Origin of the sequence: Streptomyces sp. NPDC058663, assembly GCF_042716745.1 — a bacterium.
Lineage (GTDB): Bacteria > Actinomycetota > Actinomycetes > Streptomycetales > Streptomycetaceae > Streptomyces.
Map to the genome: position 1 here is coordinate 44,703 of NZ_JBHXRV010000016.1, position 14,441 is coordinate 59,143.

At 66.7% G+C, this 14,441-nt stretch carries 11 protein-coding genes and 1 pseudogene; 3 read left to right on the forward strand and 9 right to left on the reverse strand.

The annotated features are described in order from the left end of the window. Positions 1–1,422 precede the first annotated feature (1,422 nt). From ACFWVV_RS14280 to ACFWVV_RS14305, 6 genes are all read right to left on the reverse strand, one after another. Positions 1,423–1,752, reverse strand: a complete 330-nt coding sequence (locus ACFWVV_RS14280) for a hypothetical protein (RefSeq protein ID WP_384346121.1) — start codon at positions 1,750–1,752, stop codon at positions 1,423–1,425. Between the two features lie 78 nt (positions 1,753–1,830). Further along, a complete protein-coding gene (locus ACFWVV_RS14285) occupies positions 1,831–2,763 on the reverse strand; it encodes a hypothetical protein (protein ID WP_384346124.1) in 933 nt (310 codons plus the stop codon). A 14-nt stretch (positions 2,764–2,777) separates the two neighbouring features. Continuing rightward, a complete protein-coding gene (locus tag ACFWVV_RS14290) occupies positions 2,778–2,990 on the reverse strand; it encodes a hypothetical protein (RefSeq protein ID WP_384346127.1) in 213 nt (70 codons plus the stop codon). A gap of 365 nt (positions 2,991–3,355) precedes the next feature. Beyond that, positions 3,356–3,985, reverse strand: coding sequence for a hypothetical protein (locus ACFWVV_RS14295; protein ID WP_384346130.1), 630 nt, complete (start codon positions 3,983–3,985; stop codon positions 3,356–3,358). Between the two features lie 82 nt (positions 3,986–4,067). Then, a complete protein-coding gene (locus ACFWVV_RS14300; protein ID WP_384346133.1) occupies positions 4,068–4,517 on the reverse strand; it encodes a hypothetical protein in 450 nt (149 codons plus the stop codon). Between the two features lie 547 nt (positions 4,518–5,064). Next, a complete protein-coding gene (locus tag ACFWVV_RS14305) occupies positions 5,065–5,229 on the reverse strand; it encodes a hypothetical protein (protein WP_384346136.1) in 165 nt (54 codons plus the stop codon). Positions 5,230–5,339: 110 nt separating this feature from the next. Between ACFWVV_RS14305 and ACFWVV_RS14310 the strand changes: the two genes are divergently transcribed. From ACFWVV_RS14310 to ACFWVV_RS14320, 3 genes and pseudogenes are all read left to right on the forward strand, one after another. Further along, on the forward strand, positions 5,340–5,894 hold the full coding sequence (locus ACFWVV_RS14310) for a hypothetical protein (RefSeq protein ID WP_384346139.1): 555 nt from the start codon (positions 5,340–5,342) through the stop codon (positions 5,892–5,894). Continuing rightward, complete coding sequence (locus tag ACFWVV_RS14315; RefSeq protein ID WP_384346142.1) at positions 5,894–7,552, forward strand: recombinase family protein; 1,659 nt, start codon at positions 5,894–5,896, stop codon at positions 7,550–7,552. The genes ACFWVV_RS14310 and ACFWVV_RS14315 overlap by 1 nt, the downstream gene beginning before the upstream one ends. Before the next feature lie 8 nt (positions 7,553–7,560). Further along, positions 7,561–7,671 (forward strand): annotated as a pseudogene (locus ACFWVV_RS14320) (NrdH-redoxin); the annotation flags it as partial. 233 nt (positions 7,672–7,904) lie between these two features. Here the strand turns inward: ACFWVV_RS14320 and nudC are convergent. The 3 genes from nudC to ACFWVV_RS14335 form a co-directional block, all read right to left on the reverse strand. Further along, the gene (gene nudC, locus ACFWVV_RS14325; RefSeq protein ID WP_384346459.1) at positions 7,905–8,792 is read right to left on the reverse strand and encodes an NAD(+) diphosphatase; all 888 of its coding nucleotides are present in this window, start codon (positions 8,790–8,792) and stop codon (positions 7,905–7,907) included. Positions 8,793–9,019: 227 nt separating this feature from the next. Next, positions 9,020–10,417: a dipeptidase gene (locus ACFWVV_RS14330; protein ID WP_384346144.1), complete on the reverse strand. Its 1,398-nt coding sequence runs from the start codon at positions 10,415–10,417 to the stop codon at positions 9,020–9,022. Between the two features lie 10 nt (positions 10,418–10,427). Further along, a complete protein-coding gene (locus ACFWVV_RS14335) occupies positions 10,428–14,369 on the reverse strand; it encodes a UvrD-helicase domain-containing protein (RefSeq protein WP_384346147.1) in 3,942 nt (1,313 codons plus the stop codon). Positions 14,370–14,441 lie beyond the last annotated feature (72 nt).

A 14,441-nucleotide genomic window follows, 5' to 3' on the forward strand; every position in this document is an offset into this window, starting at 1 on the left:
CGGTAAGAGCAATGGCAGCACCATCGGTAGGGGTGGAGATCGGCCACCCCGAACAGGACCCCACCAGCACCCCGGCAAGGGTGGTTCCGGGCAGGCACCCCCTCCCGCTGGTGGGGTTTCTCTATGTCCAGTTGAAGCCCTTTTGGGCGCGAAACCCCAGGTCAGCCGGTGCCGGCCCATCCTCAACCTGAAACACGAAAAGACCCCCGAACCTACCCGCTACTGGGGAAGCCGGGGGCTTCTGTCACACGGCCTCAAGGCCACATTGGGCACAGTGATGCCGGAACGTCGGGCGCGGGTGCAGATGCTCGGAGCACCAACGTTCGGGGAACGTCCTAGCCTGCCAAATCCGCATGACCCCAGCATCACCCTTGAACGGCGATTGGCCACCCTGCGGCTTGTTGCGCCTCATGCGCTCATCCGAACGCTTAGGCACCGGTCCTCTTCCTGCCATAGCCTTACTCCTCTCGATGTGACTCACGTCATCAACCCTAGGAAACCCGTACAAGAACGGGCCTAGGAGAATGTTCCAGACCCGTACGCAACCAGAGCTGCTATCACGTTCCGGTCTGGAAGCTTGATTCAAAGGGGGTCACCCCCCACCCCTCAGGGTCCGGGTCTTTACTCGTCGTTGCTTGATCAAGTCGCTTTGTTCGTTCGCTTTGATAAAGCTTTTCTAACTTCAATTCAACGTTAACGTTTGCTTCAATGCTTTGTTGCTGTCCTTATGTGGTTGTGCACCCTTGCCTATCCCTACCTATGACCTGGTGTGGTCTGGTCACCTATGCCTAACCCATCCATGCCTAACCATGTGGTGTGGCTATGTGCGGTGCCTAGTTGCGGTAAGTGCGCTCAAGTCTCAATGCTTCAACAAACTGCTTGTGAGCGATTGCCTGAGGTGTGGTGGCGTACCTAGCCACTCGCCTAACGGCTATGGCTACACCATCAATAGGTGTTGCCTGCTTATGCGTGTGGTTGTCCTGGTGGCCGGTCATGAGAGGGGGCCGACCAAAGAGGCAATGTCGATAGGGCTAGGGGTTTCAGAGGTAACCCGGATGCGGAATGCGGTACGGCTACAGGTGGCACCGTTAGGCAGGAGATAGGAAACCTGGTAGTCCCATCCGTACTTCTTACGGATAGGGCCTAGCGTCCAGTGATAACCGTCCTGAATAGGCTTACCGCCCTGAGTGCCCCCGGTATACCGGGGCTCACCCTTGATGCGCTCACGCGGTTGCAGGATGTACGCAACATCGCAAGGGAGTAGGTCGGCAGTGAAGCGACCGTTAGGGCCTATCTCGGCTACTACCTCAAGGCCGGTGTACTGCTCTGTTCCTTCGGGGCCGTCCACGGCTATCCACTTGGGGGCCGTGAAGCGGACTGTGCCGCTGGTGGCGTTCACGATGCGGCCGGTAATCGTGACGGTCATGACGACTTCAGAGCCCCGCGCGGATTAGTGGGCTTTCGCTTCCCCGTAAGCAGGTCGGAAAGGTTGGCGCTGACATGCTCCCCGTTGATGTTGTACGGGTCGATGCCCCCGAATCCAAGGAGAGGTTCGCGTGCGGCTATGTCAGCCTCAGCAGCCTTCTCCGCCTCAGCCTCAAGGTTGGCGGTCAACTCCTCATAGAGTTCACGGTAGTTCGGCTCGCTCTCTGATGGTCCCTCAGTGCCGGCTGCGGGTGCCTCCAGGACCTCAACAGGGCCCAACTCTTCGCGGCGCGCGTCCGCCTGTGCAACAACGTCTTCAGGGCTCATTGTGGTGTTCCAATCGTGTGTAGAGACAAGAGAAGGGGCCCCGGTGTTGTCCCACCAGGGCCCCAACAAGCAGCGTGATTACGGCTTGAGCTTCAGTGCAACCGCGCGGGTGCTGTCGAGAATCGCACCGCCCGCGAAAGTGTCGATGGAATCGACGTTAGAGAACTGGTTGTGCACCCAGGACTGTGCGTAGCGCATCGCGTAGCCGTCCTCAGCCACTCGGCGCGAGACCTCAGCGTCTCGGGCCTCAGGAACGGAGTTCACCAGGGCGAAAGCCTCCTTGGTGAAAGCACACGCGCCGGTAATAGCGGTCGACAGGTAAACGTCGAAAGTCAGGAACTTGCCCACGTAGTTGTCAGCCGGGCCCTTCGCGCCATCCGAAAGAATGACGTTGCTGCCCGACTGGTCAGCCTGAACGAACAGGTCAGTACCCAGAAGCTCAGCGTGGAAAGCAGCGTCAACGACGAGAACGCGCCCCTGAAGACCAACCTTGTTGTTGGTCAGGGTCGTACCGGCCGCAATGAGCGCTTCACGAAGCTTGGCCTTGGTGACTTCCTGAGCCTTCTTGACCTTGACGCCCTGGCCGTCCACAAGGGTTGTACCGTCGGCGTCAATGACCTTCTGAATCAGAACGGCCGCGTAGTCCTCCATGCCGTCCGTGACGGCATCAAGGGCAGGCTTCACGACCTGCACCACGTAGGACTCAACGTCCATCGTGGCATCCCAAGCGTCAGTCTTGACGCCCTCGTACAGGTGGGCGTCGATAGTGACCGGGATCAGCTTCTCGTCAAGGTTGGTCCACGTGGCAGTTCCGCCACGGTCCAGCTTCTTTGCCTTGAGGACCGAAGGAACGCGCACGTTCACCGTGTGGCCCCGTCCGACCATGAAGTCCCCGGTGTTATCCCGGTACATGAGGGCGGGAAGAACAACCTTCTTTCGCAGTGCCACCAGGGCGTTAGAGGCGATAGCGTCGACAATGCCGACCTTGTTGGTTCCAGTGGAAATAGACATGTGACTGTCTCCTTCTAGTAGGTAATGGGCGCGGCGAGAATACGCCGAACCATTGCTTCAATCTCAGCTTCACCGGCACGGCTAGAAAGCAACGCGTTAGCATTTCGGTGTAGGATGCTGCCAAGCTTCAAAACGTCGCCTATCTCTTCCTCTGGCAGGAAGATGCGACGGGTAGAACATGAGCCCTGGTACTTGGCATCACGGTCCTTGATGGTGATCTCAAACATTCGCCTTGCCTCCTCTGGGGAGGTAGTGACGGCTCTGATAGACACGCTGGTATGCGTTGTAACAGTCACGGCAATAGTGGGTGAGCCCATCAGGCCGGGCGCGATTCCGACCAAAGCCTGAGCGCGGTTTCACCTGCTTGCACTTCGAACAATGCTTATCCATTTGGTGTTACCTCCCTTCAGGGGCTTAGTTAAGAATGTGTGGGCAAAAGAAGAACCCCCGGCATCCAAGCGACCGCGTTGCGGTCACTGCGAAGACACCGGGGACTAACAAAGACTGCGTCTAGGCAAGCCAAGAGAGAAGCAAACTCCCCTCACCTATTACGGAATCAATGACGGAAGAAACCGTCTCAGGCGTTGTGGTATCAGTCACTCCAGAGAAGATTGGGAAAGAACCTAGCCGCCAATTCGGGGTTCTCCTTCACGAGCTTTATGAGACCCGCTCGCTCTTTCTCCCGCCGCTCCTCAGGGCTCACGTAGCGCTGCCGGTAAGAAGGGCCTGAACGCCCCTGTACGTCGCTCCGCCATTCCTCAAGGGCACCAGGACCCATGAGCCCATCGAGGGCCCTCAGGTCGTCCCTCCAGCCCTTCGGGCCACCGTTGCCAGCGGCACCGTGAAGACGGACCTTCTTCCCTGTCTTCTTGGCATACGTCTGCCGGTCACGCGCGTTGCGCCCCGCACGCTTGCACTCGGGCTTGTCGCAGTACTTCCGGGGCTCACCCGTGCCACGGGCCCAATGCTCCGTACCGGGTATATGGGCCTCGCACACGGCGCAGTGTTCGGGAACGTCCACACGGGGCCCCTCGTGGACCGTGTAGCCGCCCTGGTCAGTGAGGAGATTGGCAGGGTCGGCAGTCTTCTTACGGGGGTCCGCAGGAGCGTCTATGCGCGCGTCTCCCTGAAGCTTGGGAAGGTTGGTCACTGCGTCGCCTGCGTCGTCGTGGCTGTTGAGTCGGGACAGTTCTGCGGAGTCGTAGTCAAGGTTCGTGGTCATGGTCTGAGGTCCTTTCAGGGATGTGACGTGGGTCCCAATGCCGGCTGGGACCCAAGTCCCCGGCATTGGCAGGAAGTTGGGCCTAGAACGGCGGGCAGTCGAGACACAGAGGGTCGCCCTCGAAGTGAGGGCGGCACGGGTACAGGTCTCGCCCGTCCGGCATGGCTATCGGGGCCAGGCTCACCACCCGCTCAATGGGAGCGCCCAGAGCCGCCGTAACGGCCTGAGCCGTGGCCGTGAAGGTCAATGCACCCTCGGGCCGTATCTCGGCCCTGTAGAGCAACCGCAATTGATCCTCGGGGGTGGTCTCCGCGAGACCAGCCGAGAGCAGTAGCTCAACAACCGACTGGAGCGGCCCAAGGTCGCGACCCAAGTTCGCCTGAAAGGCGACGGTCGATTGCTTGGCCTTGATCAGGCCATTGTTCCCGGCGAACGCACCGAAGTGCGCGAGCGCATCCACAATTGCCACATTGCTACTCAGTCCGTCAGTGGCCTTGAGGGCCACCTTCTTCCAAGCAATTGCATTGAACATCAATTGTTCCCATCTGGTTAGCTACCGGCCTTGAAGCCGGTAGACGATCTATCAATTGGTAGCTACTGACACGGCCTACCACTACAGATATAAGAGAGAGCAGCCGGTTTGAGGCTCTACAGAGCCTTAGTGGGGGTCCATATCGGACCGTTTGGGGGTCCAAACTGGACCCCTTCTACCCCTTAAAATGGGGTGCTGAGATCCACGGTGCGTGTCCCCGGACGGATACCGTGGTGGGTGCAGGTGGAACCGTTCTGATTCGTACGGCGGAGAAGCTGCGAGACAACGACACACCGGGCGTCCGACTCGGGTCGGATGAGTTCCTTCTCTCGGGCCTTACGGACGGCCTTGCGTACCGTCGCGTCACTCGTTCCCAGAATCTGAGGCAGTTCGTTCGGACCGTACTCAGCGTGGCCTAGCCGGTTAGCGTCCGCCATTGCCAGGAACCACACACGGAGCCACATCGGGTTATCCGTGTCCGCCGCGAATCGTCGGATCTCTTTAAAATTGTATGAGCCGAACTGGACCCCGGGGCCGAAAGCGATGCTCACTGCGGCTTCTCCGTGGTGAGGACATACCAATACCCGTCATTCGCTTCAAGGTTCGGGCCGTGCCCCCATGTCTCGTGCTGGTCGAGTAGGGCCGGAACGGATTCCGGCGGACAGTTGATCAACCAACCAAGATCGGCAATGGGTGCGTAAGTCGTCTGCATGGCGTTCCTTCTCGGTGCCGGATGCGTTCCGGCTGCACTTCAATGAGAAACGCAATCCACCACCCTTGTCAACCTGGGTGTGTCAACCATGGTGGGGTAGCATGGTGGGCATGAGTGAAGCTGAGTCCACCGATATCCCGCAGCGGGTCGGCCCGTGGCTGGTGTACCTGCGTTACGAGTCGGACGCCGATCCGGCTAGCGGCCCAAGCCGGATCTTGATCACTCGGGACCCCGAAGCGGCACCCGAGGAAACTGAGGGCGGCCTGTCGTCCACCATGCTCCGGAAGATCGACTTTCAGGCAGCAGCAGCGGCCTACAGGGAGAGTCGCGGGGAGCAGCAACTACCCGACGTTTCTTCTGATTTGGCGGGGGACGCGCTGCGCTGGCTCTTCGCCCAGGAAGGGCTATCGGATGCCTACTTGGCATTCCTCGCAGAGGAGTACGTGAGAGCCGTAGCACGGGCTGTGAAGAACGTCGCCGGACACCTAGCGGAACTCACCGGGAAGCGTCCCGAGACAGTTCGGGCGCACCTGAAGGAAGCCAGGAAGCGGGGGCTCCTCACCACCATCCCCGGCAAAGCCGGTGGGCACCTGACGCCCCGAGCGCGAGAGATCGTCACCGGCGAATACCTAGACAAGATCACCGATCACCTGATGGACAAGTAATGAGCACAGCAACAATCGCCCCACCCGGCATGCGGCGCGCACTCGGCGTCGTACGCCTCTCCGTCAGTAGCGGCGGACAGACCGGTGACGAAACGCAGAAGCGACGCATCACTAAGCAGGCATACGCTGACGAAGTGAACCTAGTGGGGTTCGCCGAGGACATCGACGTATCGGCATCCCTGTCACCGTGGCTTCGCCCGACCCTTGGGGAGTGGCTGAACAAGCGCAAAGACGACTTCGATGTGCTCTACGTCTTCAAGCTGGACCGAATAGTCAGGTCCACGAAGGACCTTTGCGCGCTTCTCGACTGGTGCGACGAACACGGAAAGTCTCTGGTCTCGGTAGAGGAGCGTTTCGATTTCTCGTCGGACATGGGCCGGACGTTCGTCAAGATCCTGTCTGTGTTGGCTGAGGCTGAGCTGAACGCCATCAAGGCACGTATCCGGGCCTCTCGTGAGGCCATGCGTGAAGCTGGCCGGTGGGCCGGTGGTCTCGTCCCATTCGGCCGTGTAGCGGTCAAGGACGGCGACGGCTTCACCCTCGCTCTGTGCCCTGAGTACGGGCCGGTCCTGGTGGAAATGATCCGGCTGTTCATCGCATCCAAGTCGTTCGGCGTCGTCTGCGACTGGCTGAACGCCGGTGGGGTTCCGACCCCCATGGACATTGCCCGCATACGTGCTGCGGCCGGTACGTCCACCACTCGACTCGGGGAGGACAAGGCCAAGCCCCGTGGTGCGAAGTGGTCCCCCACGTCCGTGCAAGCGGTGCTTGTGTCCCGCTCCCTTCTCGGGGAGTACGTACGGGCAGATGGCACGGTCGTACGAGACTCTGACGGCAACCCCGTCATGCGGTCTGAGCCGGTCATTGACGAGTCTGAGTGGCTGATCCTGCAAGAGGTCTTGGCCCTGGTGAAGTACACCAAGGGTCCGTCCACCACGTCCCCCGTGCGCGGGGTGCTGTTCTGCGACGGGGCCGACTATGAACACCCGCTCTACTGGGCCAAGGGTGGCAAGACCCCCCGGCAACAGGCCCGCATCCGATGCCAGGGCAAGGAGTCCAAGGGACTCAAGCGGTGTGAGGGTCACTCGTGGATCGCTGAGAACCTGTACAAGCTCATAGGGGCCTCTCTGGTGGCTCAGGTGGGTTCAGCTCCCGTCATGGAGCGCAAGGCCCGCGTGGACGATTCCAAGGCCGTCCGCATCGCTGTCTTGGACGCTCAGGCAGACCAGCTCATGAAGGAGCACAGGGCAGGCAAGCTCAGCCGCAGTGAATACCGGGCCCTTGAGGACAAGGTCTTGGACGAACGGGAAGCGCTCACGAACGCCCCGGAAGCTCAGCCGGTAGAGGAGTGGCACGCAACCGGCGAGACGTACGGCGAGTGGTGGAATCGTGCGACCCGCGAGGAACGGCGAGAGAAGCTGATCTCTTGGGGCGTGAAGGTGTACGCCGGTAAGTCCGGGGTCCGATTCGAGTACGGGGAGAACTTCCCCGCCAAACCGTTCCTGTCGTCCATTGGCTTCTCTGGTGAGCCACCGGCCGCAGACGTGGCGCAGGTGATTGACCTTGAGTCCAAGACGATCCGGGTCACGAACAACCGGACCGGGGAGGTTACGACGCTCCCTCTCCCCTGGGGGGATCGGGTAACACTTGCAGCCTGAGAACAGCGGGAAGACTCAAGACCGTCCCGACGCTGCTCGTGGTGTCCGATGCGGGTGCCGAGTCCGTCATGACGAACCCGTCGCTCGCGCAGGTGAAGCAGGCGCTCGCCGCCGCCTGACCGACCGCGTCGTACGTACGGAGTGTCCGCGAGGAGAGCCGTACGGAAGAACCGCCGCCCGGCGTGAAGCGGGCGGCGGTTCTTCCGTTCCGGGCGCGTGGCGCCCGATTGCGGGTCTCGTCGCGCGTGGCGCCCGATTGCGGGTCTCGTCGCCCGCGGCGCCTGATTCCGGGTCTCGTCGCGCGCATAGCCCGACAGGCCTCGTCGCGCGTGGCGCCCGATTGCGGGTCGTCTCAGGCCGCGTGGCCCGGCTTCGGCAGGGGTCTGCCGTACCAGAGCTCGATGAGGCGGGCAGCGATGGAGATGCCGTACGGCGGCAGCACCTCGCCGGACGCGAACGCGGCGGTCAGGTCGTCGCGGGAGAACCAGCGGGCCTCCTCGATCTCCTCGCCGTCGACGTCGATCTCGGAGCTGGTGGCGCGGGCCATGAAGCCGAGCATCAGGCTGGAGGGGAAGGGCCACGGCTGGCTGGCGACGTACTCGACGTCGCCGACCACCACGCCCGCCTCCTCGAAGACCTCGCGGGCCACCGACTGCTCGATGGACTCGCCCGGTTCGACGAATCCGGCGAGGGTCGAGAAGCGGCCTTCCGGCCAGTGCACCTGGCGGCCCAGGAGTGCGCGGTCCTGGTCGTCGGTGACCAGCATGATCACCGCGGGGTCGGTGCGCGGGTAGTGCTCGGCGCCGCACGCCTGGCAGCGGCGCACGTGCCCGGCGGCGGCGATCACGGTGCGCTCGCCGCAGCGGGAGCAGAAGCGGTGCAGGCGCTGCCAGTTCTCCAGGGCCACCGCGTGCACCATCAGTCCCGCGTCGCGGGGCGAGAGCAGCAGCCCCGCTTCGCGCAGTCCGGCGGCGCGGGCGGACTGGTCCATGCGGCCCGGCAGGGTGTCCTTCTGGAGGGCGAAGTAGCTGACGCCCTCCTCGTCGGTGCCCAGGAAGTAACGGTGGGTCTCGGTGAGGGGTGCCTCAAACGCCGGGGTCATGACCAGTTCGGTGCGGCCGTCGGGGGTGTCGTCGACCAGCGCCTGCCCGCCGGAGACCACGAAGACACGGGTGGAGGGGTGGCTCCAGGCCGCTGCCAGCCACGCCTCGTCCATGCGGTGGTGCGCGGCGCGGTCGATGCCGCTGGCGGCGGCGAGCGCGAGGGGCCGGTCACCGGCCCCGGCCTCGACGAGGGCGCCGCTGCCGGCGCTGGTGCCGCCGGTGCCGTTGCTTCCGGCACTGGTGCCGCCGGTGCCGTTGCTTCCGGCGGTGGTACTGGTGCTGGTGCTCACAGGTGCTTCCAACTCCCCCGGGTGGATCGGGATTCTGTTCTGCTCAGCGGTCCTCTGGTCGGCTGCCTGTCCGGTCAGCCGTCGGCCTGGGCGGCCAGGTCGCCCCAGAGGTACGCGGTGGTTTCGACGCCCTTGAAGAGCAGGTCCAGTTCGACCTTCTCGTTGGGCGCGTGCCAGCCGTCGGACGGTACGGAGATGCCCAGGAAGAGCACGGGTGCCCCGAGCACGTCCTGGAGATCGGCGGCCGGGCCCGACCCGCCCTCGCGGGTGAAGCGGATCCGCTGCCCGAAAGCGCGCCCCATGGCCCGTACGACGGACTGGAGGGCGGGGTGGTCCAGCGGGGTCAGGCACGGGCGGGTGGCGGCGCCGAAGACGATCTCGTGACGGATGCCCGCCGGGACGCGGGCCTCGACCCACTCCCCTACCGCCTGCTCGATCTTGTCCGGGTCCTGGCCCGCGACCAGCCGGAACGACAGCTTCAGTTCGGCGGACGAGGGGACGACGGTCTTGCCGCCGGGGCCCTGGTAGCCGCCGCCGATGCCGTTGACCTCGGCGGTCGGGCGGGCCCAGACGCGCTCCAGGGTGGAGTACCCGGCTTCGCCCGCGGTGGCGTACGACTTGGCCGTGCGCAGCCACTGCTCCTCGTCGAAGGGCAGCTCGGCGAAGAGTGCGCGCTCGCGGTCGGTGAGCGGGACGATGCCGTCGTAGAAGCCGGGGACGGTGACGCGGCCGTCCTCGTCGTGCAGGGCGGCGACCACCCGGGCGGCGACGGTCGCGGGGTTGGGCACCGCGCCGCCGAACGAGCCGGAGTGAATGTCCTGGTCGGGGCCGCGGAAGGTGATCTCGCAGTCGGCGAGGCCGCGCATGCCCGTGCAGACGGTCGGGGTGTCCCGCGACCACATGCCGGTGTCCGAGACGATCACGGTGTCCGCGGCGAGGCGCTCGCGGCGCTCCTCGATCAGCGCGCGGAAGTGCGGGGAGCCGGACTCCTCCTCGCCCTCGATCAGCAGCTTGAGGTTGACCGCGGGGGCGGTGCGGCCGGTGGCGGCGAGGTGGGCGCGGACACCGAGGGTGTGGAAGAAGACCTGACCCTTGTCGTCGGCGGCACCGCGCGCGTACAGCCGTCCTTCGACGGTCGTCGGCTCGAAGGGTTCGGTGTGCCAGCCGTCCTCGCGGGCGGCGGGCTGTACGTCGTGATGGCCGTAGACCAGCACGGTGGGGGCGCCCTCGTCGCCGGAGGGCCACTCGGCGAAGACCGCCGGGGCTCCGTCCGTGGGCCAGATCTCGGTGGTGGGGAAGCCGGTCTCCCCGAGCTTCGCGGCCAGCCACTCGGCACTGCGCCGTACGTCCTCGGCGTGCTCGGGCTGGGCCGAGACGGAGGGGATGCGCAGCCACTCCGCGAGGTCCGCGAGGAAGGCGGCGCGGTGCTCGCTTATGTACGTACGGACGGCGCTGTCCGGGGTGTCGCTCATGGCCTTGAGCCTAACTCTCCGGCGGGGGTGCGGCGTCCGGCGGCCGGGTCCTGGACCGGCCGGAGCGGGGTTGCCCGGTCGTCGCGGGTACGTCGGCGGAGGGCTCGCCGGACAGGATGCGCTCCAGTTCCCGGCGGCCCGGCAGGCCGCCGGGGCGGACAGTCTCCCCGCTGCGGACGTACAGAAATGTGGCGAGCACCTCTTCGGGGGGCAGCCCGTGCAGCTCCGCCCAGGCCAGCCGGTAGATCGCGAGCTGGAGCGGGTCGGCGGCCCGGGTGCGGCTGGTCTTCCAGTCGACGATCTCGTACGTCCCGGTGGTCTCGTCCCGGTAGACGGCGTCGATCCGGCCGCGGACCACCCGGCCCGCGAGGGTGAGGTGGAACGGGGTTTCCGTGCGGTACGGGGTCCTGCGGGCGTACGAGGTCCGCTCGAACGCCTCCTTGAGCGCGGTCAGGTCGCGCTCGTCGGCGATCTCGATGTCGTCCTCGTCTCCGCCGGGAAGCTCCTCGGGGCCGAGCATCGGCAGCGGCAGTTCCTCGAACCGGGACTCCACCCACGCGTGGAACCGGGTGCCCCGGCGGGCCGCGGGCTGCGGCGGCCTGGGCATGGGACGGGCCAGTTCCTGGGCGAAACCGTCGGGGTCTGCGGCCAGCCGCATGAGCTGGGTGGCGGACAGCGCGGGCGGCACGGGTACGTCCCGGGTGCCGGCCCTGGCCCTGCGGAGCTCGCCGGCGAGGGCGTCGAAGTCCCGGTCCCAGGAGTCGACGGCGCGGGCCTCCTCGGGGGTGAGCGCCATGGAGGCCCGCCCTTGGGACGCGGGGTCACCGGACGCACCGCCCTGCGCGGGGACGAAGTCCGCGAGGTGCGGAACCTCTTCCAGGAGACTCAGGGCTTCGTTCCGGTGGGGTGCTGGCTCGTTCCGGTGGGGTGCGTGCTCGTCGTGGTGGGGTGCTGGCTCGTTCCGGTGGGGGCCGTGCTCGTCGTGGTGGGGTGCGGGCTCGGCCCGGTGGGGTGCGGGAGCGTCGGGGTGGGGTGCGGGCTCGGCCCGGTGGGGTGCGGGAGCGTCGGGGTGGGGTGCGGGCTCGGCCCGGTGGGGTGCGGGAGCGTCGGGGTGGGGCGGGGCCTCTTCCGGGTGCGGTCGGGCGGCTGCGGGGCCGTGGCCAGTCGCGTCGGGGACAGCCGTGTGGGGTGGCGGTGGCACGTCCCTCCCGGCCTCCTCCCACGAGGGCTCGGCCCCCGCGCCCTGCCCCTTCGCGGCTGTGGCGCCCGCGGGGCGCGGGCGTTCCGTCAGCAGGGTGTCCCACTCGGCGGGGTCCGGGGCCTCGTCCTGGGCTGCCCACTGCGCCGGGTCCTCGTGGCCGGGGGCCTCGGGGTCCTCCTGCGGTTCCTCGTCGGGGGCCCACTCCTCCCAGGCCGCCGGTTCGGCTGCGGCCTCCGGCTCCGGAGGCGGCTGCGGTGTGCCGCGCAGCGAGTCGAGGTGCGTCAGCACCTGTGCGGCGGCGCGGCGGCGACGGCGCAGCGCCCGGTCGTCGAGCGGGAGCGGCCAGGCCCGGTCGGTGCCGGTCTCCGCAAGGGCGGGGTTGTCCTCGTCGGGTGCCGGCTCGTCCGCCCAGACCTCGATCTCGCCGTGCCCCGCCGCGCAGTGCTCGTAGAGCGCCGTGAGGAACTCGGACGGGCCGCGCGGCTTCTTCTGATTCGGCCCCCACCAGTGGCCGGAGCCGAGCAGCAGGTCGCGGGGGCGGGTGAAGGTGACGTACCCGAGGCGGAGTTCCTCCGTGTGCTGGTGGGCCTTCATCCGCTCCTTGAAGAGCTTGATGCCCTTGGCGTCCCACTCCTCGATCCGCGGCAGCGTGGATGCGTCGCCGCGCAGGGCGTGCGGCAGGACCTTGGCCTGGGAGGTCCAGGACTCGCGGGTGCGTTCGCTCGGGAAGGTGCCCTTGACCAGGCCGGGGGCGGCGACCACCTTCCACTCCAGGCCCTTGGACTTGTGCGCGGTGAGGACCTTGACGGTGTTCTCGCCGCCGGGCAGCGCGTTGTCCAGGCCCTTCTCGTACTGGGCGGCGGTGCGCAGGAAGCCGAGGAAGGCGAGCAGGGTGGCCTCGCCGTCGAGGGAGGCGAACCCGGCCGCGATGTCGAGGAAGTTGTTGAGGGTCTCGCGGCGCCGGGCGGCCAGCGCCTGCGGGGACGCGGACAGTTCGACTTCGAGCCCGGTGGTGTTCAGCACGCGGTGCAGGACGTCCATGAGCGGGTCGGCCAGCGAGCGGCGCAGCTCGCGCAGTTCCCGGGCCAGGCGGGCGAACCGTACCCGTGCCTCGGTTGAGAACGGCAGGCCGTCGTCCGCTCCCCCGGCCGATTCGAGGAAGGTGTCCAGGGCGTCCGCGAGCGATATCACCTCGGACGGGTCGACCCCCTCGACGGCCTCCGCCAGCCTGCGGTCGGGGTCCTCGTCCGTGCCGCTGCCCCGGTGGACCAGGAGCCGCGCCCTGCGGCCGAGCAGGGCCAGGTCACGGGGGCCGATGCGCCAGCGGGGGCCGGTGAGCAGCCGGACCAGGGAGGCGTTGGCGCCGGGGTCCTGGAGTACTTCGCAGACCGCGACCAGGTCGGCGACCTCGGGCAGGTGCAGCAGTCCGGCCAGGCCGACGACCTCGACGGGGATGTCGCGGGCCACCAGGGCCCCCTGGATCTCGGGGAAGTCGCCGGCGGTACGGCACAGGACGGCGATGTCGCCGGGCGCCGTGCCGGTGCGCACCAGGTGGGCGAGGGAGTCGGCGACCCACTCGATCTCCTCGGTGTACGTACGGAGCAGGGCGCAGCGGACGGTGCCCTCGCGCTCCGCGCCGGGGGCGGGGCGCAGTGCTTCGACGCCGCGGTGCATGGCGCGCAGCGGGGTGGCGAGGCCGTTGGCGAGGTCGAGGAGGCGTCCGCCGCTGCGGCGGTTCTCGCTGAGCGCGTAACGGTCGGCGGGGCGGCCGTCGGCGTGCGGGAAGTGTTCGGGGAAGTCGTCGAGGTTGGCGACGGAGGCGCCGCGCCAGCCGTAAATGGCCTGGCAGGGGTCGCCGACCGCGGTCACCGCGTGCCCCGTGCCGCCGCCGAACAGGCCGGAGAGCAGCAGCCGCTGGGCCACCGAGGTGTCCTGGTACTCGTCGAGCAGCACCACCTGGAACTCGCCGCGCAGTGCCTCGCTCACCTCGGGCAGGGCGGCGAGGCGTGCGGAGAGCGCGATCTGGTCGCCGAAGTCGAGGAGGTCCCGGGTCCGCTTCTGCTCCTGGTAGCGGACGGTCAGTTCCAGGAGTTCGCGGCGGGCTTCCGCTGCTTCGGGGACCTTGCGCAGGTCGGGGTTGGTGAGCTTGAGGCCCTCCAGGGTGCGCAGCAGTTCCGTGTCGTACGAGCGGAGGGTCTGCGGGCTCACCAGGTGTTCGGCGAGCTCCGCGTCGAGCGCGAGGAGGTCGCTGACCAGGGTGGCGAAGGACCGGGTGAGAGCGGGGTAGGGGCCGGGGGCCTCGCGCAGGACGCGGGCGGCGAGCTGGTGGCGGGTGGCGTCGGCGAGCAGCCGGGCGGAGGGCTCCAGGCCGATGCGCAGGCCGTGGTCGGTGAGGAGCTGGCCGGCGAAGGCGTGGTAAGTGGAGATGCGGGGTTCGCCGGGAGGGTTGTCGGGGTCGAGGGTGTCGGGGTCGGTGATGCCGGCGGCGACCAGCGCCTTGCGGACGCGCTCGGCGAGTTCGCCGGCCGCCTTGTTGGTGAACGTCAGGCCGAGCACCTGCTCGGGGGCGACCCTCCCGGTGCCCACCAGCCACACCACCCGTGCGGCCATCACCGTCGTCTTGCCCGATCCGGCTCCGGCCACGATGACCTGCGGGGCGGTGGGTGCGGTGATGCACGCCAGCTGCTCCGGGGTGAACGGGATGCCGAGGAGCCGCTTGAGCTGCTCGGGGTCGGTGATTCTGGTGGTCACCCCGAAAAGGCTAACGGCACCCACTGACAACGCCCGCCGCACGCCTTCGACCAGGCACTTTGTCCTTACGGG